The following is a 25,392-nucleotide window of genomic DNA, read 5'->3' on the forward strand; positions in this document are numbered from 1 at the left end:
ATCTTGCTAGCATGCCTTTATTTTTGAAGAATAGTGTTATAGCGAGTTTTTAATATAAAAAATTTTATCTTTATAGGATGATAAGCAGAAAATTAATGAAACTACCCATTATAGTTGATAGATTGCAGATATTCCTCAGCATGTTTACCTAATAAACTTCTCCATGTCGTAAAGAACTCAGGAAACCGATTACGAAAAATAGATTCAGATAATTTACTCAATCCTGCTCTATCTCCCATTTCTCTATACTTCTTGATTTGGCTATTGTAGAATTTTAAGACTTCCCATCTGTCCGCACATAATCTTTCACAGTTTAAATTTAAGATATTAATTGTTTGCTCTGCTAACATACACCAATTATCTCCATATTGGTTTGATAGGTTATCCGTCGCCAATTGTTGGCAAACATCGTAATTAACTAATAATTTTCCTGTTTCTTTGTCAAAAATAAATAAGCAGGCAGTTGTTTGAATATGTATTGGATTAAGAAAATAACCTTCACAAGCTGCAGGTAATTTTTTAATGGTGCCTTTATGAGCATCGCAACTTAAGTGATTGGGGCTATATTGTTTTTTATCTTCAGGCGTTGAACCACCCAAACACACAAGCAAAACATTATTCCAATCCAATGCCCAGTTATGCTCCGAATTCATATCGGATTTATCGTGAAAATGTTCAATTCTTTGTGATGGTGAGGCATCTGAGAATTTTTTCTCACAATATGCGCATATACCTCCTTGGTCTTGCAGCATTTGCCTCTTTAAATCATCATAGGGCTGACGAGCATTACGAAAATCATCCCAAGTGCCATTTGGATTGTGTTCTGCAAATTCTGTTAATGGATTAGGGGGTAGGGACTTATTGATTTTCTTCAAGGCTCATCTCCCATTCACGATTATCAATGTATAAATCCAAAGCTGTTAGTTCTGGTTCTTCATTTTGAAAAATAACATCTAATTGCTTACGCAATTTTAAAGCCTCTCCACTATTCCATTCGTCTTTATAAACTAAACGGCGATATTCGGCTAACATCAAAGTGTTTTCATCTTGTGGTGGACGGCTTTCTACACCAAAAATCCTCTTTAACAACCGAGAGGCTTCTGCCCCCTTTGTTCCAGCTGGAGCAAAATAAATATTTTGCCCGTCAATTATACGGATACATTCCGCTGGGACGGTAGTTAATACCTGAGGGCTATGTGTGGTAACTATAATTTGCGTATTTGGGAATGTATTCATCAAGTCTGATAATACGCGTTGTTGCCATGATGGATGTAAGTGTAAATCCACTTCATCAATAAGCATAATCGCAGGAGCATCCAGTGCTTTATCCTGCAAGTGATTATTAGCAATACTTAATCTGCGTGAAAAATCTATTGCTAACGCAAGCATACTTCTATAACCTTGACTTAACTGTTTAATAGATAGCTCAATACCATCCTGCCCATTTAGCTTCTTAGTAACGACAAATTTGTGTTTGCTATTAAATCTAGGGTTGCTGTATTCTTCTCCTAAAATTTTTGAAATTGCAATACGAACAGTTTCAAGGCTAGAATAATCTGCGTTACCTTCCCTTTCTTTTCTCAATTCGGTTGCCTCTACTGCATCAAACCATTCTAAAGCTTCTCTCAAACTGTCTTTGTTTTGATTAATGGAAAGTGAATTAATTAATGCCGCTGTTGGATAGTCATAATTAATATTTCCCTTTTTTAATCTTTCAATATTTTCTATGTTGGCACGACCTGCATCATAATATACAAAAACGGGAGTTAGTTTTCTTTGTTGATCGTAACTTGCAATGACATCCAATAAGTAGTCCTTTAACTCTTTTTCACCAATTACTGTTTCTGGTTTATTCCTATTTTGTGTAGGAGAACTCCATGTATCCCATGATGCTTTCGTTGTTTCGATTTTCAGATAGGTAAAATCTGCTAAGGTAGGTATATCATTCCTAATATGGTTAGGTTCAAATCCTATTACGTCAGGTGATTTAAACTCCGGGTTATCAAAAGAAAGTTGGTAGTTGATTTTCTCTTGAACTAGTTTCTTCTGTATAGTAGTTTCAGGGGAATACACTCTAAAATCGGTATCTAATATACCACGACCTTGTTTTTCAAATCGTTGATTAGCAGTAGACAAATAATTAAACGATTTGGACAAAATTGTAGCAATACTATCAAGTATAGCTGTTTTACCCGAACCGTTATTCCCTACAATTACAGTTAGCCGTTCATGAAAATCTATGTCTAAATTTTCAAAATATCGGTAATTCTGTAAAGTAAGTTTTTTAATTTTCATTGAATTTATCCTTGTACTATTGTGCTGCCTGAAAACCCACTTTCAGGCAGCCTGTACTTTTCTAATTACAGTTTCTCTCTAACCCAGCCTTCTGCCGAATCCAGCATCGCGCCAACTTGGGAAGCATCCGTACCACCGGCTTGCGCTAAGTCAGGACGGCCGCCGCCTTTGCCGCCGACTTGTTCGGCTGCAAATTTAACCAGATCGCCTGCTTTGACTTTGGCAGTCAACGGTTTAGATACGCCTGCGCACAGGGAAACTTTGCCGTCGTTGACTGCGGCGAGCAATACGATGGCTTGTTCTGATTTGCCGGTCAAGTCGGTTACGATTTCGCGCAGGGCTGCGGCGTCGGCTTCGATTTGGGCGGCAACGAGTTTGGCTGGACCTAGGTCTTTTGCGTTGTCCAAGAGTTTGGCACCTGCGTGGACGGCGAGTTCGGCTTTGGCGCGTGCCAATTCTTTTTCCAATGCTTTGGCGTGTGTTGCGCCTGCTTGGATTTTCGCCAGTACGTCTTTTTCGGTTTGGGCTTTGGTTTCGGCAATGATGTCTTTAACCAAACGCTCTTGTTCTTGCGCCCATTTGAGTGCGTTCAGGCCGGTGATGGCTTCGATACGGCGTACGCCTGCGGCAATACCGCCTTCACTGATGATTTTGAAGAGGCCGATGTCGCCGGTGCGTGAAACGTGTGTACCGCCGCACAATTCGGTAGAGAAACCGCCCATTTGCAGTACGCGTACTTCGTCGCCGTATTTTTCGCCGAAGAGCATCATGGCGCCGGTTTTTTGGGCATCTTCCATGCTCATAATGGCTGCGTTGACGGCAACGTTGGCCAAGATGGCTTCGTTGACGCGGCGTTCGACTTCGGCGATTTCTTCGGCAGTTACCGCTTGAGGATGGGAAATGTCGAAACGGGTGGATTCGGCGGTAACCAAAGAGCCTTTTTGTTCAACGTGTTCGCCCAATACATCGCGCAAGACTTTGTGCATCAAGTGGGTTGCGCTGTGGTTGCGCATATTGGCATTGCGGATTTCGTCATCCACTTTGGCGGTAACGCTGTCGCCGACTTTCAGACGGCCTGAGGTTTGTACGCCGAATTGGCCAAATACGGCCGCTTTGATTTTTTGGGTATCGTGTACTTCAAAGCGGTTTTCGCCTGCGAAGATATAGCCGACGTCGCCGACTTGACCGCCGGATTCTGCATAGAACGGGGTAAAGTCGATAACGATGGCACCTTCGTCGCCTTCGTTCAATTCGTTAACTTGTTCGCCGTCTTTGTAGAGGGCTAGGACTTTTGATTCGGTTTGACGTTCGCTATAACCTTTAAACTCGGTATCCTGGCCTTCGTAAGGCAGTTGGGCGTTGGCTTTGAAGCTTTGTGCGGCGCGGGCGCGGGCGCGTTGCGCTTCCATTTCGCGTTCGAAGCCTGCTTCGTCCAGTTCGATATTGCGTTCGCGACAGATGTCGGCAGTCAAGTCGTATGGGAAACCGTAGGTATCGTAGAGTTTGAAGATGATTTCACCGTCGAGTTTTTGAATCGTTCCTTCAGGAAGAGACATATTGCGACTCCATTCACGAATTGGCTCAATCCATTGGTTAATGCGAGTCCCTTGTTTAGATACTTTCTCATTCCAATCATGAAGGTAAATATATGAAGCACTTTCTAATGTATTACTATCTTTTAGGGGGATAACAATACATTCTATATCCTCTCTTGTGCGATGACTCAGTGCCTTAAACGGTGTATTACCAGTGGAAATAAAATCTATACCTTGCTGGGCATTACCATTTGTATATTTAGGAAGTAATAACTTAGCTTTTCCAAACTGTAATACGTTTTCCAACAAAGCCATACCGGTTTCCAAAGTTTGGGCAAAACGGCTTTCTTCGTTTTTCAACGCTTCTTCGATTTGAACTTGTTTTTCTTTCAATTCAGGGTAGGCATCTCCCATCTCTTTGACCAAGTCGTCCACCAGTTTGTGGAAGAATGGTTTGCTTTGACCCAGTTTGTAACCGTGGCGTACGGCGCGGCGGATAATGCGGCGCAATACGTAGCCGCGGCCTTCGTTGGAAGGCAATACGCCGTCTGCAATCAGGAAGGAGCAGGAGCGGATGTGGTCGGCGATGACTTTCAGACTTGGTTCTTCCATGCTGAAAGGTGCGCCGGTTTCGCGGGCAACGGCTTTAAGCAGGTCTTGGAACAAGTCGATTTCGTAGTTGCTGTGAACATGCTGCATGACGGCGGCCATGCGCTCCAAGCCCATACCGGTATCAACGGATGGTTTAGGCAGCGGATTCATATTGCCTTGTTCGTCGCGGTTGAACTGCATGAACACGCAGTTCCAAATTTCGATCCAGCGGTCGCCGTCTTCTTCAGGGCTGCCGGGAATGCCGCCCCAGATTTCTTCGCCGTGGTCGTAGAAAATTTCGGAGCAAGGGCCGCAAGGGCCGGTGTCGCCCATTTGCCAGAAGTTGTCGGACGCGTATTTCGCGCCTTTGTTGTCGCCGATGCGGACGATGCGCTCGGCAGGCATACCGATTTCGTTCAACCAAATGTTGTAGGCTTCGTCGTCTTCTGCGTAAACGGTTGCTAAGAGTTTGTCTTTAGGGATGTTCAACCATTCAGGGGAAGTGAGGAATTCCCAAGCGAAGTGGATCGCGTCGCGCTTGAAGTAGTCGCCGAAAGAGAAGTTGCCCATCATTTCAAAGAAGGTATGGTGGCGGGCAGTGTAGCCGACGTTTTCCAAGTCGTTGTGTTTGCCGCCTGCGCGTACGCATTTTTGCGCGGTAGTGGCGCGGTTGTATGGGCGTTTGTCAAAGCCGAGGAATACGTCTTTAAATTGGTTCATGCCTGCGTTGGTAAACAGCAGGGTCGGGTCGTCGTGTGGCACGAGCGAGGAGGAGCGGACGATGGTGTGGCCTTTAGATTCGAAAAATTTCAGGAATTTTTGGCGTAGTTCGGTGGTTTTCATAATGTCTCGATAAATTTTTTACAAGGATTTCAGACGGCCCGGACGGCACGTTGCGATTAAAAACGAATGGGCGTATCTTACCGCAAAACCATATTTCAAGCTATCGGCAGAAAGGTTTTAAGTTGGCTGCAACCCGTATTTCAGACGGCCTTAAGTGGGGCAATATCTTTTAACAATGAAGCCTATCCGCTCGGGCTTGCCTGCTTTATAATGCCTCTCTATTTTCAACCGGATACGCAAGGAATGATAATGACCAAACATCTGCCCCTCATCGTACTGACTGCGCTGGCGCTGGCCGGCTGCGGCGGCTCGGACAAAACTTCTGCCGACAAGGCGGCTCAAACCGATAATCAAAAGGTATTGAGTATTTACAACTGGTCGGAATATGTTGATCCCGAGACGGTTGCCGCGTTTGAGAAAAAACACGGTATCGCAGTAACTTACGATGTATATGACAGCGATGAAACACTGGAGAGCAAGGTATTGACCGGCAAGTCGGGTTACGACATCGTGGGTCCTTCCAATGCGTTTGTCGGTAGGCAGATTAAGGCAGGTGCGTATCAGAAAATCGACAAATCCCTGATTCCCAACTATAAAAACTTGAATCCTCAGTTGATGAAACTGATGGAAGGTGTCGATCCGGGGCATGAATATGCAGTGCCGTTTTATTGGGGTACCAATACTTTCGCCATCAATACCGAGCGTGTGAAAAAGGCTTTGGGTACGGACAAACTACCGGACAATCAATGGGATTTGGTGTTTAACCCCGAATACACGTCCAAACTCAAGCAATGCGGCATCAGCTATTTGGACAGCGCGGCGGAAATTTATCCTATGGTATTGAACTATATGGGTAAAAATCCAAACAGCAGCGAAACGGCGGATATTAAGGCGGCTACGGAAGTTTTGAAGAAAAACCGTCCGTACATCAAGCGCTTTACCTCGTCCGGTTTTATCGATGATTTGGCGCGCGGCGATACTTGCGTAACGATTGGCTTTGGCGGTGATTTGAACATTGCCAAACGTCGTGCCGAAGAAGCAGGCGGCAAGGAAAAAATCCGTGTGATGATGCCGAAAGAAGGCGTGGGGATTTGGGTGGATTCGTTTGTGATTCCGAAAGATGCCAAACATGTGGCCAATGCCCATGCGTATATCAATGATTTCTTAGATCCTGAAGTTGCGGCTAAAAACGGCAATTTTGTTACTTATGCGCCATCCAGCAAACCGGCTCAAGAGCTGATGGATGAAGAGTTTAGAAACGACAATACAATTTTCCCAACCGAGGAGGATTTGAAAAACAGCTTTATCATGGTGCCTATCCAACCGGCGGCGTTGAAATTTATGGTCCGTCAATGGCAAAGCGTGAAAGCAGGAACCTAAGCTAATTTAAACATATTAAGGCCGTCTGAATGGTGTAATCGAAATCCTTGATTTCGTTTTACGGCTGTTCAGACGGCCTTTGCTTTGTATTAGCTTGGCTTGGGTAAGGTTTAAAAACAAAGGGCGTGTCTATCAATCACGCCCTTTGTGTTTGTTTCATACGGCCTTAGAATTTCACGCCTTTATGCAGGGCAACAATGCCTGCGCTCATATTGTGGTAATCCACGCTGTCAAAACCTGCATCCAGCATCATTTGTTTCAAGGTTTCTTGGTCGGGATGCATACGGATGGACTCGGCGAGGTATTGGTAGCTGTCGGCATCTTTGGCAATCAGTTTGCCCATAATCGGCAACAGTTTGAAAGAGTAGAGGTCGTACACGCCTTCCAAAGGTTTGTACACTTTGGAGAATTCCAACACCAGCAGGGTGCCGCCCGGTTTCAATACGCGGTACATTTCTTTCAGCGCGGCATCTTTGTGCGTCATGTTGCGCAGGCCGAATGCAACGGAAACCAGATTGAAATAGTTGTCGGGGAACGGCAATTTTTCAGCGTCTGCCAACGATACGGGCAGAATCATGCCTTCGTTGAGCAAGCGGTCGCGGCCGACCGTCAGCATGGAGGAGTTGATGTCTGTCAGCCAAACTTCGCCTTCTTTACCCACACGTTTCGCCCAGCCTCGGGACAAATCGCCTGTACCGCCGGCGATGTCCAATACTTTGTCGCCTTTTTTCAGGCGGGCGGTATTGATGGTGAAATGTTTCCAAACACGGTGCAGACCGCCGGACATTACGTCATTCATAATGTCGTAGTTTTTTGCCACGGAGTGGAAGACTTCGGCAACTTTGCCTGCTTTTTCGTCTTCGTCAACGGTAGAGAAGCCGAAATGGGTTTTGTGGTCGCTCATAGTGTCTGCCTTCTTAAAATAATACGGATTCAGATATCGAATACGTCGAAATCGCCAACCACTTTCGACGCGGGAAATATAGTTTGTGCCTGCTGCTCCAGCATCAGGCGTTGCTCTTCTTCGGTATAACGTGCGCTGATGTGGGTTAGGTAAAGTTGTTTCACATTGGCTTGCAAAGCCAGCTTGGCTGTATCGGATACGGTCGAATGGAACACTCGTTCCACTGTCTCTTCATCGCCTGCTGCAAAGGTTGCTTCATGCATCAAAACGTCTGCGTTTTGTGCGGCGCGCACTGCATGAGGACAGGCTTTGGTATCGCCGAAGATAGCCGCTACCTGTCCTTTTTTGAGTGGGGAGAGGAACGCTTTGCCGTCAATGATCCTGCCGTCGTCCAATATTACGGTCTCGCCTTTTTTCAGACGGCCTTTCCGCCGCAACCGCCGCTACCGCAGGAATGTGTGTGTTTAGGTTTTAAATCTTCGGCACTTGGCGTTCTGGATGCGCCGGCTTTTTCGAGGCGGTCAAGATAGTCTTGCCAAAGCGCATCTTGATTATGCGCCAGTCGGTAGAGATAGTCCCAATCGTAAAGGCCGCTGTCGTGGCCGTCTGAAAAAGTAATTTTCAATGCGTATTGGCCGACGGGGTCTAAATCGGTAATGCTGACTTCGGCTTTGCCTGTTTGCAAAACATCTTGACCTGGACCGTGTCCGCGCACTTCCGCGCTGGGCGAGTACACGCGCAGGTATTCGGCAGGAAGGCTTTTGGCACCGTCAACATAGACCAAAGTCAGTACGCGCCGCTCTTGCTGGAGGCGGATTTCTTGTGGGATTTTATCGGCTTGGGTCATGTCATGCTCCGTTCTTTTTACGCAAATAGGCAACGCGTACAGAAAAAATACCGCCAAGTACAGCAAACAGCACGATTGCGTAGAGTGAAAGCCGTATCAGGCTTACTTGCGTGCCCGCCGTCAGCCCCAAAGGCAGCAACATGACGGCAACGAACAGTAAAAACGCGGCCAACATGGTGGCAATGCTGGCAAAGGCATAGCGGGTATTGGTTGCTGTTTGCGGATGTTTGGTCATATTGGATGGCTTGCCGTAGGATGGTGAGGCGGTATTTTATCAGCTTTTTGGTGCTTCATGCCGTCTGAAAACGGCTTTATTTCCATAAATAAAGTGTAATGGCGCGCCTGTCTTCGCCTTCGGGCATTAAGCGGATGCTGCTGCCTTTGCTTCCGTTAACACGGATAATGATACCACCGGCCTGTCGTTCGATAATGTCGAGTTGGGTGTCGCGGTTCATGCGGTAGTTGTAGCGTTCGCATTGCTTCAAGCACCAAAAATCCTGCCAATGGATAAAATATTTTTGTCCGGATTCGATGGCCAGCGTTTCGCCGCCTTTGACGATGAAGTAAGGATAATCGGGTTTTTGCGTGCTGAATGTCCATTCGGCTGTTTTGTCTTTTCCGTTTTGACGGTATTCGAACACGGCTCGGTAGTTGGTGTCGTATTCCAATGGCTGTAAAGGAAACAGTGCAAATTGGCGTTCGGTTAGGAGGCGGTTTGGGTCATTATCTTTATCTAAGATTTTGACATCTCTGATTTCTTTTGTGTCCCGATACAGTTTGAACGAACGCATTTTGACCGGAGGCGATTGTTCTGAGAACGCGATGCTGACAGGATTGCCGGTCATTTCATAATGCGGCATAGGGTCGGGACGTTCGCCATGGAAAACCGGCGAAGCGAAGTTGCCTTGCGGATAGGTGATGTAAGGCCGGAGTTTGCGGTTGGAAATTTCATCCGCATAAACAATGGCATGACCATGGCAGGCATCTTGATAAAACGAGCGGCTGAAGTCGGAGAGGGGGCGGTTTTTTTGGCAGAGGCTGTTGAATCTGCTGTCGCCCTGATTGATGCTCAGCGCGATTTGTTTGCCTTGCGATTCAAATGCCGCTCCGGCTTCGTCGATATTTTGATCGAGTAAGGAGAGACGGTGGTAAATCGCCGTCATCAGGTTGTCCAGCTGATGTTGGGCAGGTAGGTGGTCGTTGATTTTTTCATTTGGCGGATGCTGGCCGGTGCTGACGTTTTCGTGCACGCCTTTATAGGCATAACCGGCTTTGCGCGTGCGGTCTGATGGGCGTGGGCCTGTATAAAAGGGATTGCGCGTATTGTGTTCGTCATGTCCGTCGTCAGGGTTTTGCAGCAGATAGCGGGCATGATTGCGTGCGGCGCGTTCGAGTGTGGCTGAGTACGCCAGTGTGGGCAGATTGGCTGAGTCGCGGAGGAAGTTTAAATACGCCAAGGCGTCAAAATCGGCAACGGCAGAACGATTTTGCGGCGGTTGGGCGTAGATGAGCTGGTCTTCGGAATAGCGATGGGTTTCGTAGTATTGGAATATGCCGAGGGCGATGGCAAAACCACCCAGCCAGTAAAGAATGTGTTTCATTATATGTACTGCGTTCAGACGGCCTTGAGCTGCGGCTCTTTTCCTTTGAAACTCATGCCGTTAAATGATTATTTTGATAGCGGCTTGACTTGGAATGCTTCAGGATGGGATTTGAAATATTCGACAGCGATAAATCCGCCGCCAATAATAATCAACAGGGCAATGGCCATGCCGATCATCGCTAAAATGAATTTGTCCATATTTGTCCGTTTGAATGAAGGCCGTCTGAAACACTTGAAAGCGTTCAGACGGCCTTAAAGTCAGGTTAATTAACGTTCGATTTGCGATACGTCGCGTACAGCGCCTTTGTCGGCGGAAGTTGCCATCGCGCCGTAGGCACGCAGGGCTGCGGAGACGTAGCGGTCGCGGTTTTCCGGTTTCCACGCTTTGCTGCCGCGTGCTTCCATTTCGGCACGGCGTGCGGCAAGCTCTTCATCGGAAATGACAAGGTGGATGCTGCGGTTTGGAATATCGATTTCGATGGTGTCGCCTTCGTGTACCAAACCGATTGCGCCGCCTTCTGCCGCTTCAGGCGAGGCGTGGCCGATGGACAGACCGGAAGTACCGCCGGAGAAGCGGCCGTCGGTCAGCAGGGCACAGGCTTTGCCCAAACCTTTGGATTTCAGGTAAGAAGTCGGGTACAGCATTTCTTGCATGCCCGGGCCGCCTTTAGGACCTTCGTAGCGGATGATGACGATGTCGCCAGCCACGATTTGGTTGCCCAAAATGCCTTCTACTGCATCTTCTTGGCTTTCAAATACGCGGGCGCGACCGGTAAATTTGAGGATGCTCTCGTCCACGCCTGCGGTTTTCACTACACAACCGCGTTCTGCGATATTACCGAACAATACTGCCAAGCCGCCGTCTTGCGAGTAGGCATGTTCGACATCGCGGATACAGCCTTTTTCGCGGTCGAGATCGAGGGTTTTCCACATACGGTTTTGCGAGAACGCCTGAGTAGTGCGCACGCCGCCGGGAGCTGCTTTGAAACGCTCGATGGCATGGGTGTTTTCAGGGTTGGTCACGTCCCATTTTTCAATCGCGTCTTTCAGTGTCGGCGCGTGGATGGTGTACACGTCGGTGTGCAGTTTTCCTGCTTTGTCCAATTCTTTCAGGATGGCGAAGATGCCACCGGCGCGGTGCACGTCTTCCATATAGTAGTCGTGATTGTTTGGCGCGGTTTTGCAGATGCAAGGTACAACGCGGCTTAAGCGGTCGATGTCTGCCATTTTGAAATCGACACCGGCTTCGTTGGCGACGGCCAACAGGTGCAAAATGGTATTGGTAGAGCCACCCATGGCGATGTCCATGGTCATGGCGTTTTCAAATGCTTTTTTAGTGGCAATGCTGCGCGGCAATACGGTTTCGTCGTCTTGTTCGTAGTAGCGTTTGGTGATTTCGACAATCATGCGGCCTGCTTCGAGGAACAATTCTTTGCGGCCTGCGTGGGTCGCCAAGTATGAACCGTTGCCCGGCAGGGAAAGGCCGAGTGCTTCAGTCAGGCAGTTCATGGAGTTGGCGGTAAACATGCCGGAGCAGGAGCCGCAAGTCGGGCAGGCGTTTTGCTCGACTTCTTCGACTTGTTTGTCGCTGATATTGTCATCAGCCGATTCGATCATGGCGTCAATCAAGTCCAAACGGCGTTCGGGTTGAATGTTGGCTACACCGATAACTTTACCGGCTTCCATAGGGCCGCCGGAAACGAAGATGGTCGGAATGTTCAGGCGCATGGCGGCAATCAGCATGCCCGGGGTGATTTTGTCACAGTTGGAAATGCACACCAGCGCGTCGGCGCAGTGGGCATTGACCATGTATTCGATGGAGTCGGCAATCAGGTCGCGGCTAGGCAGGGAGTAGAGCATACCGCTGTGGCCCATGGCGATACCGTCGTCAATGGCAATGGTGTTGAATTCTTTGGCAATGCCGCCGGCTTTTTCGATTTCACGGGCAACCAGTTGGCCCATGTTGTGCAGGTGCACATGGCCTGGGACGAATTGGGTGAAGGAGTTGGCAATGGCGATAATCGGTTTGCCGAAGTCGGTTTCCATGACGCCGGTCGCACGCCACAATGCGCGCGCACCTGCCATATTGCGGCCGTGGGTAGAGGTTTTGGAGCGGTATTCAGGCATTTTTGTTCCTTTGTTTTATGCTGAGGCCGTCTGAAATAGGCTGGTTAATTGGCGGCCCGTTGTAGAAATAACTCGGTATTTTATACCAATTACGAGCGATGAAGCACGCTATTTTGTAATAAAACTAAACTGTATTTGCTTCACCTGAATTTGCTGCTCACTTCTTCAGACGGCCTGAAGTTTTCTTATGATGAAACGCTGTCTTTCCCAGTTGCAAAAGATGTTGGCATCAAAAAGTGATATGATAGGGAACTTCTCACATTTCTAAGGATAAGACGATGAAAAAAATCATGTTTGCATTGTGTTCGGCCATGTTGGCTTCTGCTGCGTCTGCCGCTGTTTATAAAGTGGACGAATTTCATGCCAATGCCCGCTTTGCCATCGACCATTTCAACACCAGCACCAACGTCGGCGGTATTTATGGTTTGACCGGCAATTTGGAATTTGATCGTGCCAAACGCCAAGGCTCAATCGATATCGTATTGCCTTTGTCCAAACTGCAAACCGGTTCAGATCGCTTTACTCAACATTTGAAATCTGCCGATATTTTCAATGCAGACAAATACCCTGAAATCCGTTTTGTATCCACCAAATTCAATTTCAACGGCAATAAACTGCTTTCCGTTGACGGCAACCTGACCATGAACGGCAAAACTGCGCCGGTGAAACTCAAAGCCGACAAATTCAACTGCTACCAAAGCCCGATGTTAAAAGCAGAAGTGTGTGGCGGCGACTTCAGCACCACCATCGACCGTACCAAATGGGGCTTGGATTATTTGGTAAGTGCCGGTATGAGCAAAAAAGTTAACATCAATATCCAAATCGAAGCAGCCAAACAATAATCCTGCTTGATTTTAAAATAAAGGCCGTCTGAACAGGTAAGGCAGAAATCGTTGATTTCGTTTATCCCTGTTCAGACGGCCTTATGATTAAAGACGTTTAGGATTCTTTATTTTTATCGGCTTTGGCTGCCCAATAAGTTGCCAGAAGCGAGCCGGAGATATTGTGCCACACGCTGAACAATGCGCTGGGAACGGCAACAATCGGCGCGGCGGCAAAGTGTGCGGCGGCAAGCGCGGCGCCCAAGCCTGAGTTTTGCATACCGACTTCGATGGCTAGCGTTTTTTGTGCGTCATAAGGCAGGCCGGTCCATTTGGCGGCAAAGAAGCCGAGCAGATAGCCGATGCCGTTGTGGAGTACGACAACCGCGAAAATCAGCAGGCCGCTTTCAATAATCTTGCCTTTGCTGGCGCCGACTACCGCGCCGATAATCAGCACGATGGCGGCAACGGAAACCAGCGGCAGCGCGTCGGTCAGTTTTTCAGTTTTGTTGCCCAAGACTTTATGGACAATCAAGCCCAAAACGATGGGGAACAAAACCATTTTGACGATGGACATCAACATACTGCCCGCTTGTATTTCCAGCATTTCACCGGCAAGCATCAGGAAGATGGCGGGGGTCAGCAATGGGGAAATCAGGGTGGAAACCGATGTAACGGCAACCGACAAAGCCACATTGCCGCGCGCCAGATAAGTCATTACATTGGAAGCCGTACCGCCCGGGCAGCAGCCGACCAAAATCACACCGACTGCGATTTCGGCAGGCAGGTTCAACAGCTTGGCCAGCAGATAGGCGGTTGCTGGCATGATGGCGAATTGTGCAATCACGCCGATGATGACGGCTTTGGGGCGTTTGAACAAAATGTCGAAGTCGGAAGGTTTGAGCGTCAAGCCCATACCGAACATGATGATGCCCAGAAGCCAAGGAATGTAAGGACCGACCCATTTGAAGGTTTCAGGTGCGGAAAAAGCGATGCCGGCAAAGAGCGCCGCCCAAAGGGAAAATGTTTTTCCAATAAAGTTGCTGATTTTGTTGAGGGTATTCATGATAATATGTTGTGAAGTTGTTTTTAAGGGAAACCAAGGATACACGCCTTAACCTTAATTTGCAAAATGGCTTAAAATAAATAAGGCCGTCTGAAAATAAGGATTAATTTTCAGACGGCCTGCAATTTGTATTTATGATATAGACAGTATTACTCTTTTGATAAAATATTGCGCAGCCATCGGGCGGCAGGTGCGATTTCTCCGGCGAGCATACCGGTTTCGATTTGGCCGCTGTGTTTGATAACATCGGCCGCCGCACCATGCAGCCATACGCCGGCGCAGGCGGCTTGGAATGCCGGAATGCCTTGTGCCAGCAGGCTGCCGATAATGCCGCTCAAGACATCGCCGCTGCCGGCGGTGGCCAAACCGGCATTGCCGCTGGTGTTGGTATAGGTCATGCCGTCAGTTGCGGCAACTAATGTATGATGGCCTTTCAATACGACAGTCGCGCCATATTTTTGGCTGATTTCGGTTACGGCTTTGGGTCTGTCGGTTTGAACTGATTGAGTATTGGTACCGAGTAGGCGGGCGGCTTCGGCCGGATGAGGTGTCAGGATGATATGTTTGTACGATTTGAGGCGTTCGGCCAATTCGGGAGAACGGGCCAGCAGTGTCAAGGCATCTGCATCGAGCAATAAAGGCTGGTCATGGTGTGTAGACAGGATTTGTGGCAGCAGCTGATCTGATAATCCGTCCAAACCGAATCCGCAGCCGATTACCCGTGCGCTGACATCGTTGCGCTCCATCAGTTGGGCCGCAGTGGCGAGCATGATTTCAGGGCGTTCGGGAATGATGGCAAAAGGCAGCGTGGCTTGGTTGAAACCCACCCAAACCTTGCCGCATCCTTGATACATCGCGGCTGTGGCTGCCAAAACCACTGCGCCGCTCATTCCCGTTGCGCCGCCGATAATGGCAAGTGTGCCGTATGTGCCTTTGTGCGATTCTTGGGCGCGGGGGCGGAATACGTCGGGAAATGCTAAGGCCGTCTGAAAAGCTTGAAGCGATTCAGGAAGCGTATAGATGGGCTGCATGGCGTAACCTTCCAAGATAAGAAATTTAATTTTAAATCAGAAAGTAAAAGGTAATGAAGCAAAAAATAAAAGTTTGGGACGCACCTACGCGCCTGTTTCATTGGCTCTTGGTGTTATTGATGGGATTCATGTGGTACAGCGCAACCCAAGGCGGCGATATGCTGGTATGGCATTTGCGCGGCGGTTTGTTGATGCTGGCGTTGGTGGTTTTCCGCTTGTGCTGGGGGATATGGGGCAGCGATACGGCAAAATTCTGCCGATTTATGCGTCCGTTCTCCGAAATCCGCCGCTATACGCAAGGCCGAATGTCTGAAGACGAATTGGTCGGCCACAATCCTTTGGGCGCGCTGATGGTCATTGCTTTATTGGCCGCCCTGGTTTTTCAGACGGCCACAGGCTTATTTGCCGCCGATGAAAATACGTTTACCAATTCCGGCTTTTTGAATCATTTGGTCAGCGAACACGCCGGTACGCTGGCGCGAAAAATCCATGTCAATTTCTTTAATGTCTTAGCTGTTTTTGCGGGCGTACATATCGCGGCTGTTTTGCTGTATCGCTTTGTGAAAAAACAGGATTTGATTACGCCGATGATTAACGGCTTTAAAACCATCGATGCCCAGCAGCCTAAATTGGCCGGAATGGGGCAACTTTTTGCCGCTTTGTTGGTAGCGATTGCTTTGGTGTGCGCAGTATGGATGTTGCGCGGTTGATGTTTTAAGGCTGATACCTAAAAACAAACCGACCCTGATAGCCGAAATGGCTGTTGGGGTCGGTTGCTTTTTAGGGTTTAAAAGATGATGTTCAGACGGCCTTAACGCAGCGCAAGATGCTGTGGCCGCGACCGATGCCGTCTGAAATTTCCGCTACTTTCAATCCGGCTTTTTCAACGCAACGGATCAGGTCTTCAGAATGGAAGATTTTGCTGTTGCCGTTGGCCATGGCAGTGAAATACAGGCTGGTCATGGTCAGGCAGTAGGCGGCGGTTTCATAGCGTTGTCTGTCCCAGAAAGGCTCCATGATGTAGAGGCTGGTATTTTCGCTCATGGATGCAGCGGCGCGTTGAAGAATGCTGGTGGCTTGTTCTTCGGTAAAACAGTCTAGGAATTGGCTCATCCAAATCGCGTCAAAACCGGTTGGGAACGGAATTTCAGGATCAAGCAGGTTGGCCGGATGGGCGTGGATACGGTCCGCGCCGTTTTTGCCTTTAGTCGCTTCGCGCATCAAGCCGATTTGTTGCGGCAGATCCATGATGGTCACTTCGACTTCAGCATTGTGGTTGACGCATTGCTCCGCCCAGCGGCCGGTATTGCCGCCGACATCGAGCAGTTTTTTAACCGGTTTGGCGAACACTGTGTTGAGCGCTTCGGCGAAGGAGTTGTCGGAATAATAATGGTCGAATGCAAACCATTTTTCCTGCGCGATGCTTGGCAATGAAGACAGGCCTTCGTAAATGGTAGGCCAGTCGCCGAATACTTTCAGGCCTTCGGGCTTGCCGGTTTGCAGGGTTTTTTCCAAATCAAACATGCCTTGGTAGCAGATTTCCTGCGTGAAATCCATGTTGACGCGGGCCATTTTGTCTTTGAGGACAAACCAACCAGCCTTGCTGATGAAATAGCGGTTGTCGCGAGTCAAGACAGTGCCGATAGACAGCGAGGCTTCCAGCAGGACTTGTGCCGCGTAGTTGCTGATTTTCGCTTTTTCGGCGATTTCGGCTTGAGTGAGGCCGTCTGGATGGTCGTTCAGCAAATCCAGAATGCCAAATTTCACCATCAGGCGGGAAACTTGGAACACAATCGGTGCAAAAGCGATTTCTTGAGCCAGACGTTGAGCCTCGCCTGCGGACTGGTGTTCGTGGGAATAGCGTTGTTCTAGGGCAGGGAAGAGTTGCATATTGTTGGTTTTCCACTAAAAAGTTAATAAGTATATTCAGACGGCCTCAAACACAATCCGTCCTGATGCACACGGATGCTCTCCGTTGTTGATTTTAAAGCTCAGTTTGTTTTTACTTTCATCAAATTTCAGCTCTACCGACACTTCATCGTGAGGACGGATAAACTGCTGATATTTTAGATTTTCGATGCGGATGACGCGCTGTTTGCCCCATGGCTGGGGCGCGATTAGGTTGCGCACCCATTGCAGCTCGACCACGCCGGGAACCAGCGGGAAGGTGGCAAAATGGCCGCCGAAATAAACCAAATCCAAAGGCACGCGCCCAATAAAAGTTTCGGTATTGGTTTCATCGTCAGATGATGTTTTCGACCAAACGGGCGAAGTTTGGGCAACGGTAAAGGCCGTCTGAAAATCCGCCGCAGCGATTTTGGCTTGGGCATTGCGCGGCAGGTTGTCGGTAAAACGCCAGTAACGCGGCAGGGCGATGGTGTCCTGCGTGGCGGCCAGATGGCGTTTGAGTGTATCGGCAACCGCAGCGCGGCCTTTCTCGCGCAAGGCGGCGATACCGTCTGCGTTCAATGCCGCCCATATGGCGATGCGCTGATGTTGCGGATGGCGGCCGCAATGGGCGTCGGCAATCCAAGGGTGTTGTAAAAGTTCGTGTTCGATTTGGGTCAGCGACACGCGTTTGTCCTCAAATTTAATAATGCGGTCTTGGCGACCGAGTAACAGAAAACCGTCATCTTGCGGTTCGATCAAATCGGCGGTTTGGCGGCGTTCGGGCGACCAAGGCGAAGAAGCCCAAAGTGCGCCTTCTTCGTTTTGCCCGATTTCCACGCCTTCGAAAGGCTGCCATTCTTGGCGTTCGCAACGTGAGGCAATCACGCCGGTTTCGGTACTGCCATAGACTTCAAACGGGCGGACGGCAGCCTGTTGCAGCAAATCCGCCGTGGCTGAAGGAAGCGCGCCTCCGGCTGAGACAATGCCTGCAATTTTATGGCCGATACTCTGCCAGTTGCGGTTTTCGCCCAAGCGGTTGAGTACGGCCGGACTGGCAATCCAAACCACTTTATCATGTGCGGCCGTACTGGAAAGCAGGTTTTCCGGATAAACCGCCTGCTGTCGTTCCATAGTCCAACCCATTGTCAACGCGAGTGCGAAGCGGAAAGTGAAGCCGTAAAGATGCTGCGGAATCACGCTGCCGATCACGGTTTCACCGTGTTGTCCAAATGGCAGCGTATTTGCCAAAGTCAGGGCTTCTGCCTGCATTTGCGCGGCGGTTTTCACAATAATCTGCGCTTCGCCGCTGGAACCTGATGTTTTCAGCCATGCTTCGGCATGGTCGGGAATCAGATAGTTTTCAGGATAGGTGCTCAGTTCTTCCGATTCTGTTTGAGTCAATACATTAGGCAAGTGCCAGATGTTCAGGCCGTCTGAAGATAGCTTTTTATCTGTTGAATCTATTAAAAACGCTTCTGCCGTTTTTCCCCACTCCAAATTGTCTTGCGCCAAATTGGGCAACAATAAAACCTTTCCGCCAGAATGCCACACTGCCAACACGGCACAGGCAAACAGCGCGGCATCGTCAAACCACAACGCGGCCGTTTGCACGCCTGCCTGTTTCAGACGGCCTGACAGATGAAAAACCGCACGGTTGAAATCAGCACGCGTCCAATTCGGATGCGTGGCGATAAGGTCGTGTTGGGGTAGGTCGGGGGATAGGATTTGGGTTAGGTGCATGATGGTTCTAAGGTTTTATAATTTTGATGTATTTGCCTTGGTATCTTCTTTGAATTGAGCCAAGCATTCATCGTATTGTTTGTTTGTCGTTTGGCGTACCAATTCGTAATCATTTGCCTGCCACTCTTCCAATGAATGGCTTTCACTTCTTTTGACGCAATGGAGTAACCGATCGGTTTTGCCGTTTTGTCCGTCTAAAAAAAGGCTGACTTCATTGTTCAGAAAGAATCGGTCTCGTTTATTAAATTTTTCATAAACCAAATAGAAACGGCCCGGTTGGACAAATAGTTTTTTATTGGCACTATTGCTTTTAAATGACCGTTTTGCCGCCCAATCGCGAACTTTGGGGGAGAATTGTTCAAAAACAGGATTCGCAAAATTCGGTTTAATGGGCTTCCCGCTTAAACTGTGTTTGCCCAGCAGGTCAGGACCTTCATATGCAATATGACCGCTACTACCGGCAAGAATGAATAATGCAAAAGTTGCTGTAAATGCGGCTGTTTGCGCAGCCCTTGCTTTTACCGTATTGGATTTCCGAATAATCATCAAATTCATGCTGCTGGTTGTAGTATCGTCAGAATAACGATTGTGTATTCGGTCAATGACGGTCAGGTTTCCCGAGCGCGTTTTGATGGTGTGGCTGGCAACTTCCGTATAATTTTTCTTGTATTCGGCTTCTGCCTTTTCTTCAGGGGATAAAGGCGTTTTAGATGTCGAAGAACATGCGGTAAATGTGAAGGAAATCAGGGTAAGTAGGATGATTTTTTTCATTATGGTTATTCGTCTAATTGATGAAATATTTTTAATGGTTTAAACCTTCAAAACCAATTTCCGATAAATCCACTCTCCGGCAAATAAGATTCCCATTAACACATAAGACACGATGCCCGTATAAGCCGCCCACCAATCGTAATATTGCAAGCCTGCCAAAATGGCGGCAGTCGCGCCGTTGAAGACAAAGAACGCGCACCAGATTTGCGTAACGCGCCGAGTGTGGCGCACGCCTTCGGGGGGAAGGTCGGGGTGTTGCAGTCGGGCGAGGCGTTCGATAACCGTTTGTTTGGCAAACAGGCTGCCGCCGAAAACGGCAAGCATCAGCGCGTTGACGGCGACGGGATACCAATACATCGAGTCGGGCCGTCTGAAAACCAGTACCGCCGCAAAAAAGGCGGCAAGGATAATTGCCGTAATGCGTTGGGCTGTGGTTTGCGGCATAGTGGCGCGTATCAGCCATAACACACACATAGCCGCTGCAAGCCAGAAAAATGCGCCGTTTTCCCTGCCGTAATACCATAGGAGTGGGTAGGCAAGGCTGGCGAGGGTTAGTAGGAGTTTTCCTAATATTTTCATAGTTGTGATTGATTTTCAGACGGCCTTGCGGATTGACAAGGCCGTCTGAAAATATGCTGATTCAAAGCGGAATCAGGAATCTTGTTGTACTTTCAAAACCGCTTGAACCACGTCTTCTACGGTGCGCACGTTACGGAAATCTTCGGCTTGCAGTTTGCGGCCGGTTTCGCGTTTGATGTGGTCGATAAGGTCGATGGCGTCGATGCTGTCGATTTCCAAATCTTCGTAGAGGTTGGTTTCGGGTTTGATGCGTTCCGGTTCGATTTCAAACAGGTTAACCAGTGCATCGGTCAGCAGGGTGCGTACTTCTTGTTCGGTCATCTTGTCTCTCCCTTATGCTTGGCGGCTCTTGACGAACTCGGCTAAAGTTTTGACGTTGGCGAAGTTTTCGCGCAGGTTGTCGTTTTCACCGTCGAGCTGGAAGCCGAAGGTTTTTTGTACGGCCAAACCAAGTTCCAATGCATCAACCGAATCCAGACCCAGGCCGTCGTCGCCGAAAAGCGGATCTTCGCTGCCGATGTCGGCAACGGTAATGTCCTCCAAGCCCAAGCTGTCGATGATTAATTGTTTGATTTGGTTTTCTAAATTGCTCATGTGGTTTTCCTTGTAAAATAGTCTTGCAGGTATTCGTTTAAACGTCGTGCGGCGATAGGCAGGGGTTTTTCTGCCAGCCATTCTTCAGGCAGGATATCGTCGCCGACGGTAATTTCATAATGAATTTTTTGTGGCGGGATTTTGTACCACGGCTGCCCCTTTTTAAAATTGGGCGGCGTCATCTTGATGCACACGGGCGTGATGACTGATGCGCTGCGCAAACCGAGTGATACGGCGCCGCGGTGCATTTTAACCTGTCCGTCCCAACCTGTGCGCGTGCCCTCAGGGAAAATTAGCAGACTTTGCCCACTTTTGAACACGGCGTCGATTTCTTCCAGCATTTCCATACTTTCATCGTTAGGGATGTAGCCTGAAGCGATAATCTGGCTTTTCATGCTGGGGTTGTGCAACAGGTCTTTTTTAACCAGTACGTTTGGCTCGGAATAATGGCTGATCAGCAAGACGACATCCAAAAGCGAGGGATGGTTGGCAAGAATGAGCTGGCCGGGTCTGCCGAGTTTTTCCAAGCCGTTGAAGCGGACGCTCAATACGTCCGACCATTGCAGGTAGCCGACGAAGAAACGCCAAACTTTGCCTATCATGCGTCTTGCTTCAAGTTGGCGTTTGATGTCGCCTTTGGTCGATTTGAGCGTATAGGGCAAAAGTGCGATTTTGAACAATACGCCTGCAACGCCGAAAAGGATAAAGCCGAAGAGTGTGGCAAAAAAGCGACGGAAATAGTCTAAAGTCTTCATGCGTTTTTCTGCCAGTGCCAGTTTCTACCGATATAGTGTTGCGTATGTTGTCGGCCGTCTGAAAGCAGGAAGCGTACCCACTCCAAGCTACTCCAGTAGGGCTCAACTGTTGTATCGTTAGGATTTTCAGACGGCCTTGCGGATGTGCTTTCCAAGCTTAAGGTATAGTCTTCGCCTTTTGTGATGACCAGTGCCAATGCATAGGCAAACGGCGCACGTGTAGCCAAGACGGGATAGTCTTCAGACAACGGATCATCGGCGACAATCACTAAAACAGACGGCGCGCCGTCTTGCAAAAGCGCGAATGCTTCAGTCAGCGCGGTTTCAAAGGAATCGGCGGCAACGGCTAACGCGGTATGTTCGCTCATGTCTTTGCGCAACATCGACCATTGTCCAATCGTTGCGTTGTGGACGGATAGACCGAATGAGGTCGGCGAGACGGTATGCGTGTTCAAAAGCTCTTGCCATAATTCAAAGCTGCGGTTGCTTTCGCCGTCGTGCGAAATGTACACCGGTACGCTTTCGGGATATTGGTCGGCCAGATTCCATGCGGCATCACAAACCAAGCGTGCCGCTTTTCCCAAGCGGCGGCGTTGCATAGGCGGCAAAAAGGAGAGCGCGGGTTTGCACTCCGGCAGGGAGGCGGTATCGAGTTTTCCCTGCGCCCAGTCCTGCCATTGCTCCGGCGTACTGATTTTGCTGGAGGAGGCCTGCCATGCGGCGATATTGAAGCTGAAACGGCAAACGTTTTGAGGCATGATGTCTTTCGATGTTTTACATTTTCATACATTGTAATGAAATGGGTTAGTAAAAGCTAGGCTCTGTTATAATGCATATTGTAACGTAATTTATTCCCGGATGACATTTTATGCCTTCAATACCGAGTGCCCCGATTTATGATGTGGCTTCGCTGCTTCCGCACAGCGGACATATGGTGCTTATCGACTGTGTGAAAGAATTTGGCGATGACTATACGGTTTGCCGTGCGCCGGTTGGCGACAAGCATATTTTGCTGCAGGACGGCGTGTTGCCGTCTATGGCTTATATGGAATTGATGGCGCAGGGCATAGGCGCGTTTGCAGGCATTGAGGCTTTAAAGGCCGGAGAGCCTGTCCGTTTGGGTTTTTTATTGGGAACGCGCAAGCTGGATTTGTTTGCCGATTCCGTGCCTGTCGGTACTGAGCTGGAAGTCAGGGCGCATGTGTCCATTCAGGATTTGGGCGGCATGGGCGTATTTGATTGCGAGTTGCGCTGGACGGATGCGCCGGAAGATGTGAAGCATCTGTTGCCGCCGGATGGTTTGCTGGCAAAAGCTTCTTTAAATGTGTACAGTCCGAAAGACGGTCAAATCATTTAAACCGTTTACAAGGCCGTCTGAAAAGACAAAGATTCAGACGGCCTGTCGATATAGTGAGAAAACGTATGAGTGAAACTATTTTAATTACGGGGTCTAATCGCGGTATCGGCAAAGCCGTCGCGCTTGGTTTGGCGCAGGACGGCTTTGATATTGTTGTCCACTGCCGCAGCCGCCGCGATGAAGCGGAAGCTGTCGCGGAAGAAATCCGTGCATTGGGTAGAAATGCGCGCGTGTTGCAGTTTGACGTGTCCGACCGCGAAGCCTGCCGAGAAATTTTGACTGCCGACATTGAGGCAAACGGCACATATTACGGCGTGGTGCTGAATGCCGGCCTGACGCGAGACAATGCGTTTCCTGCTTTTACAGATGATGATTGGGACTTGGTGTTGCGTACCAATTTGGACGGTTTTTATAATGTGCTGCACCCTTTGACCATGCCGATGATTCGCCGCCGCAAAGTCGGACGGATTGTGTGCATGGCGTCAGTATCCGGTTTGACGGGCAACCGCGGTCAGGTCAATTACAGCGCGTCCAAAGCGGGCTTAATCGGCGCGGCAAAAGCCTTGGCGGTTGAGTTGGCAAAACGAAAAATTACCGTCAACTGCGTGGCGCCGGGCCTTATCGATACCGATATTATCGATGAGAACGTGCCTGTCGAAGAAATCTTAAAGGCCGTCCCTGCCGCGCGCATGGGATTGCCCGAGGAAGTAGCGCATGCGGTGCGCTTTTTGATGGATGAGAAAGCGGCGTACATTACGCGCCAAGTGATTGCTGTGAACGGAGGTTTGTGTTGAATACCAGAAGAGTCGTAGTAACAGGTATCGGCGGTATTACCGCCTTCGGCCGTGATTGGCAAAGTATTCAGACGGCCTTTAAAGCCGAAAAAAATGCGGTCAAATACATGGACTGGAGCGGACGCTTTCCTGAATTGGAAGCGCAACTGGGCGCGCCGATTGAAGGCTATTCCCCTCCAGAGCACTGGACGCGCAAGCAGCTTAGAAGTATGGGGCGCGTGTCGCATTTGTGTGTCGATGCGGCAGAGCAAGCCTTGACGGATGCGGGTTTGCTGGGTGATGAAAGCATTACAGACGGCCGTATGGGCGTAGCGTGCGGCTCGTCTGTCGGCAGTACCAAAGACATCGGCGATATGGGCGAACTTCTAACTACGGGTACATCGCGCAATTTCAACGCCAATACTTATGTGCGCATGATGCCGCATACGACTGCCGCCAATATCGGCATTTTCTTCGGCTTGAAAGGCCGCATTATCCCGACATCGAGCGCGTGTTCGTCCGGCAGCCAAGGCATTGGTTATGCCTACGAAGCGATTAAATACGGCTTGATTGATATGATGCTGGCTGGTGGCGGCGAAGAGTTTTGTCCGTCTGAAGTTTATGTTTTCGATTCACTTTATGCAGCCAGCCGCCGCAACGGCGAACCTGAGCTGACGCCGCGCCCTTACGACAACGCTCGAGACGGCTTGGTCATCGGCGAAGGCGCAGGCATTTTCGTATTGGAAGAATTGGAACACGCCCGTGCGCGCGGTGCGAAAATCTATGCCGAGCTTGTCGGCTATGGTGCCAACAGCGACGGCAGCCACGTTACCCAACCGCAAAAAGAAACTATGCAGAAATGTATGGAGCTTGCGCTGAAAGACGCCGGTATTACGCCTGATAAAGTCGGCTACGTCAGCGGCCACGGTACGGCGACTGAAAAAGGCGATATTGCCGAAACATTGGCGACTGAGGCAGTGTTTGGTTTTGTGCCGATGAGTTCGCAAAAAAGTTATCTCGGCCATACACTCGGCGCGTGTGGCGCATTGGAAGCCTGGTTTACCATTGAAATGATGAACAATGGCTGGTTTGCGCCAACTGTCAATTTGGAAAACATCGATTCGCGTTGCGGCAAGGTAGATTACATTCTAACAGGCGGACGTGAGATTCAAACTGATTATGTGGTCAGCAATAACTTTGCTTTTGGCGGCGTCAATACTTCGCTGGTGTTCAAACGTTGGCAAGAATAATTATTACTTGATTTCATGATTAAAGGCCGTCTGAAACTTATCTTGAGTTTCAGACGGCCTTTATTTTATTAAGAGCTTGAGTCGCTTTTGGATTTTATTCGTTTGTTTTCTTCTGATTCAAATCCACCAGCCTTGTTCCGGCCAAGAAGTCGTAGAGGAACTGGCGGTCGGGATGGAACAGGGCAAAGCCCCATGGCAGGATGAGCCAAATGAGCGCGGCGCCGAATGCGCCTTTAGGAGGGATATTGAGCAGATGGCGCAATCCGGCGTAGGCAAACAGGGGAATGAAAACAATAAAAATGCTGGCCCAAATAAAGCGCAGGCGCAGCTGCGGCAGGGGCGGCTGGGTATCGTTTTTATCGGCTAAGCCGATTTTCCATGTCTGCATGGCAAGGGTTTGGCCTTTTTTGTGCCAGTTGGCGCGGAAGTAGAGCCACCATGCATAGAACAAAATCAGACAGGTTGCCAGCATGGACAGGCGCGTGGAAACGGGATTGAGAAAGATGGCGACAATACCGGCTGCAAGGGCGGCAATGCTGGTAACGGCGCCGGTCAGCAGAAGTTCGTAAACCAGTGCGGCGAGGCGGCGTTTGAGAGGGGCAGTGGGAAGACGGGTCATAATGCGATGGAAACGGAAATG

27 protein-coding genes are annotated in these 25,392 nt (G+C 49.2%); 6 read left to right on the top strand and 21 right to left on the bottom strand.

The window, feature by feature from the left end; genetic code table 11:
* Window positions 1-101: 101 nt before the first annotated feature.
* From O3682_RS01000 to alaS, 3 genes are all read right to left on the bottom strand, one after another.
* Window positions 102-875, bottom strand: coding sequence for a retron system putative HNH endonuclease (locus O3682_RS01000; RefSeq protein WP_371508052.1), 774 nt, complete (start codon window positions 873-875; stop codon window positions 102-104).
* Window positions 859-2,295 carry an AAA family ATPase gene (locus tag O3682_RS01005; RefSeq protein WP_371508053.1) on the bottom strand — a complete coding sequence of 479 codons (1,437 nt, stop codon included), beginning with the start codon at window positions 2,293-2,295 and terminating at the stop codon, window positions 859-861. The genes O3682_RS01000 and O3682_RS01005 overlap by 17 nt, the downstream gene beginning before the upstream one ends.
* A gap of 65 nt (window positions 2,296-2,360) precedes the next feature.
* Window positions 2,361-5,264 carry an alanine--tRNA ligase gene (gene alaS, locus O3682_RS01010; protein ID WP_371508054.1) on the bottom strand — a complete coding sequence of 968 codons (2,904 nt, stop codon included), beginning with the start codon at window positions 5,262-5,264 and terminating at the stop codon, window positions 2,361-2,363.
* Between the two features lie 249 nt (window positions 5,265-5,513).
* Here alaS and O3682_RS01015 point away from each other — a divergent pair, with 249 nt between their 5' ends.
* Window positions 5,514-6,644 (top strand): polyamine ABC transporter substrate-binding protein, encoded by a 1,131-nt coding sequence (locus tag O3682_RS01015; RefSeq protein WP_107867254.1) that lies wholly within the window; start codon window positions 5,514-5,516, stop codon window positions 6,642-6,644.
* 166 nt (window positions 6,645-6,810) lie between these two features.
* Here O3682_RS01015 and ubiE read toward each other — a convergent pair whose 3' ends face one another.
* The 7 genes from ubiE to ilvD all read right to left on the bottom strand — a co-directional run bounded on the left by ubiE (window position 6,811) and on the right by ilvD (window position 12,125).
* Complete coding sequence (gene ubiE, locus O3682_RS01020; protein ID WP_004519946.1) at window positions 6,811-7,548, bottom strand: bifunctional demethylmenaquinone methyltransferase/2-methoxy-6-polyprenyl-1,4-benzoquinol methylase UbiE; 738 nt, start codon at window positions 7,546-7,548, stop codon at window positions 6,811-6,813.
* A gap of 29 nt (window positions 7,549-7,577) precedes the next feature.
* Complete coding sequence (locus O3682_RS01025; RefSeq protein ID WP_371508055.1) at window positions 7,578-7,985, bottom strand: MBL fold metallo-hydrolase; 408 nt, start codon at window positions 7,983-7,985, stop codon at window positions 7,578-7,580.
* A complete protein-coding gene (locus tag O3682_RS01030) occupies window positions 7,964-8,395 on the bottom strand; it encodes a gamma-butyrobetaine hydroxylase family protein (RefSeq protein ID WP_063075864.1) in 432 nt (143 codons plus the stop codon). Before O3682_RS01030 ends, O3682_RS01025 begins: the two co-directional genes overlap by 22 nt.
* Window position 8,396: 1 nt before the next feature.
* Window positions 8,397-8,630, bottom strand: coding sequence for a cytochrome b6 (locus O3682_RS01035; protein ID WP_371508056.1), 234 nt, complete (start codon window positions 8,628-8,630; stop codon window positions 8,397-8,399).
* A 76-nt stretch (window positions 8,631-8,706) separates the two neighbouring features.
* Entirely contained in the window at window positions 8,707-9,996 is a 1,290-nt protein-coding gene (locus tag O3682_RS01040; protein ID WP_371508057.1) for a CAP domain-containing protein, read from the bottom strand.
* A 68-nt stretch (window positions 9,997-10,064) separates the two neighbouring features.
* A complete protein-coding gene (locus O3682_RS01045) occupies window positions 10,065-10,196 on the bottom strand; it encodes a hypothetical protein (RefSeq protein ID WP_256388404.1) in 132 nt (43 codons plus the stop codon).
* A gap of 69 nt (window positions 10,197-10,265) precedes the next feature.
* Window positions 10,266-12,125: a dihydroxy-acid dehydratase gene (gene ilvD, locus O3682_RS01050; RefSeq protein ID WP_003746398.1), complete on the bottom strand. Its 1,860-nt coding sequence runs from the start codon at window positions 12,123-12,125 to the stop codon at window positions 10,266-10,268.
* Between the two features lie 278 nt (window positions 12,126-12,403).
* On the opposite strand from ilvD, the gene O3682_RS01055 reads away from it, so the two are divergent.
* Window positions 12,404-12,967 (top strand): YceI family protein, encoded by a 564-nt coding sequence (locus O3682_RS01055; protein WP_371508058.1) that lies wholly within the window; start codon window positions 12,404-12,406, stop codon window positions 12,965-12,967.
* Window positions 12,968-13,064: 97 nt separating this feature from the next.
* On the opposite strand, the gene O3682_RS01060 is transcribed toward O3682_RS01055, so the two are convergent.
* Together O3682_RS01060 and O3682_RS01065 are read right to left on the bottom strand one after the other, a co-directional pair.
* Complete coding sequence (locus O3682_RS01060; RefSeq protein WP_371508059.1) at window positions 13,065-14,012, bottom strand: bile acid:sodium symporter family protein; 948 nt, start codon at window positions 14,010-14,012, stop codon at window positions 13,065-13,067.
* A 149-nt stretch (window positions 14,013-14,161) separates the two neighbouring features.
* The gene (locus O3682_RS01065; RefSeq protein WP_371508060.1) at window positions 14,162-15,043 is read right to left on the bottom strand and encodes an NAD(P)H-hydrate dehydratase; all 882 of its coding nucleotides are present in this window, start codon (window positions 15,041-15,043) and stop codon (window positions 14,162-14,164) included.
* Between the two features lie 53 nt (window positions 15,044-15,096).
* Here O3682_RS01065 and O3682_RS01070 point away from each other — a divergent pair, with 53 nt between their 5' ends.
* Window positions 15,097-15,753, top strand: coding sequence for a cytochrome b/b6 domain-containing protein (locus tag O3682_RS01070; protein WP_371508061.1), 657 nt, complete (start codon window positions 15,097-15,099; stop codon window positions 15,751-15,753).
* A gap of 91 nt (window positions 15,754-15,844) precedes the next feature.
* Here the strand turns inward: O3682_RS01070 and O3682_RS01075 are convergent, their stop codons facing one another.
* The 8 genes from O3682_RS01075 to O3682_RS01110 form a co-directional block, all read right to left on the bottom strand.
* Window positions 15,845-16,933: a FlxJ family methyltransferase gene (locus O3682_RS01075; protein ID WP_003685414.1), complete on the bottom strand. Its 1,089-nt coding sequence runs from the start codon at window positions 16,931-16,933 to the stop codon at window positions 15,845-15,847.
* 36 nt (window positions 16,934-16,969) lie between these two features.
* Window positions 16,970-18,673, bottom strand: a complete 1,704-nt coding sequence (locus O3682_RS01080; protein ID WP_371508062.1) for an ApeI family dehydratase — start codon at window positions 18,671-18,673, stop codon at window positions 16,970-16,972.
* A gap of 15 nt (window positions 18,674-18,688) precedes the next feature.
* Window positions 18,689-19,444: a hypothetical protein gene (locus tag O3682_RS01085; protein ID WP_371508063.1), complete on the bottom strand. Its 756-nt coding sequence runs from the start codon at window positions 19,442-19,444 to the stop codon at window positions 18,689-18,691.
* Window positions 19,445-19,483: 39 nt separating this feature from the next.
* On the bottom strand, window positions 19,484-20,023 hold the full coding sequence (locus O3682_RS01090) for a COG4648 family protein (protein WP_371508064.1): 540 nt from the start codon (window positions 20,021-20,023) through the stop codon (window positions 19,484-19,486).
* A gap of 72 nt (window positions 20,024-20,095) precedes the next feature.
* Window positions 20,096-20,344, bottom strand: coding sequence for an acyl carrier protein (locus O3682_RS01095; RefSeq protein ID WP_003680823.1), 249 nt, complete (start codon window positions 20,342-20,344; stop codon window positions 20,096-20,098).
* A 12-nt stretch (window positions 20,345-20,356) separates the two neighbouring features.
* Window positions 20,357-20,617, bottom strand: a complete 261-nt coding sequence (gene apeE / locus O3682_RS01100) for an ApeE family acyl carrier protein (RefSeq protein WP_003680822.1) — start codon at window positions 20,615-20,617, stop codon at window positions 20,357-20,359.
* Window positions 20,614-21,372, bottom strand: coding sequence for a lysophospholipid acyltransferase family protein (locus tag O3682_RS01105; protein WP_371508065.1), 759 nt, complete (start codon window positions 21,370-21,372; stop codon window positions 20,614-20,616). Before O3682_RS01105 ends, apeE begins: the two co-directional genes overlap by 4 nt.
* Window positions 21,369-22,130 carry a beta-ketoacyl synthase chain length factor gene (locus tag O3682_RS01110; protein ID WP_371508066.1) on the bottom strand — a complete coding sequence of 254 codons (762 nt, stop codon included), beginning with the start codon at window positions 22,128-22,130 and terminating at the stop codon, window positions 21,369-21,371. Before O3682_RS01110 ends, O3682_RS01105 begins: the two co-directional genes overlap by 4 nt.
* Window positions 22,131-22,240: 110 nt before the next feature.
* Between O3682_RS01110 and O3682_RS01115 the strand changes: the two genes are divergently transcribed.
* The 3 genes from O3682_RS01115 to O3682_RS01125 all read left to right on the top strand — a co-directional run bounded on the left by O3682_RS01115 (window position 22,241) and on the right by O3682_RS01125 (window position 24,752).
* A complete protein-coding gene (locus O3682_RS01115; RefSeq protein WP_049348188.1) occupies window positions 22,241-22,729 on the top strand; it encodes a hotdog family protein in 489 nt (162 codons plus the stop codon).
* Between the two features lie 65 nt (window positions 22,730-22,794).
* On the top strand, window positions 22,795-23,523 hold the full coding sequence (gene fabG, locus O3682_RS01120; protein WP_371508067.1) for a 3-oxoacyl-ACP reductase FabG: 729 nt from the start codon (window positions 22,795-22,797) through the stop codon (window positions 23,521-23,523).
* A complete protein-coding gene (locus tag O3682_RS01125) occupies window positions 23,517-24,752 on the top strand; it encodes a beta-ketoacyl-ACP synthase (protein WP_371508068.1) in 1,236 nt (411 codons plus the stop codon). The genes fabG and O3682_RS01125 overlap by 7 nt, the downstream gene beginning before the upstream one ends.
* Window positions 24,753-24,846: 94 nt before the next feature.
* On the opposite strand, the gene O3682_RS01130 is transcribed toward O3682_RS01125, so the two are convergent.
* A complete protein-coding gene (locus O3682_RS01130) occupies window positions 24,847-25,371 on the bottom strand; it encodes an RDD family protein (protein ID WP_070765014.1) in 525 nt (174 codons plus the stop codon).
* Window positions 25,372-25,392: the final 21 nt, after the last annotated feature.

It is taken from the genome of Neisseria sp. 27098_8_112, assembly GCF_041433235.1.
Lineage (GTDB): Bacteria > Pseudomonadota > Gammaproteobacteria > Burkholderiales > Neisseriaceae > Neisseria.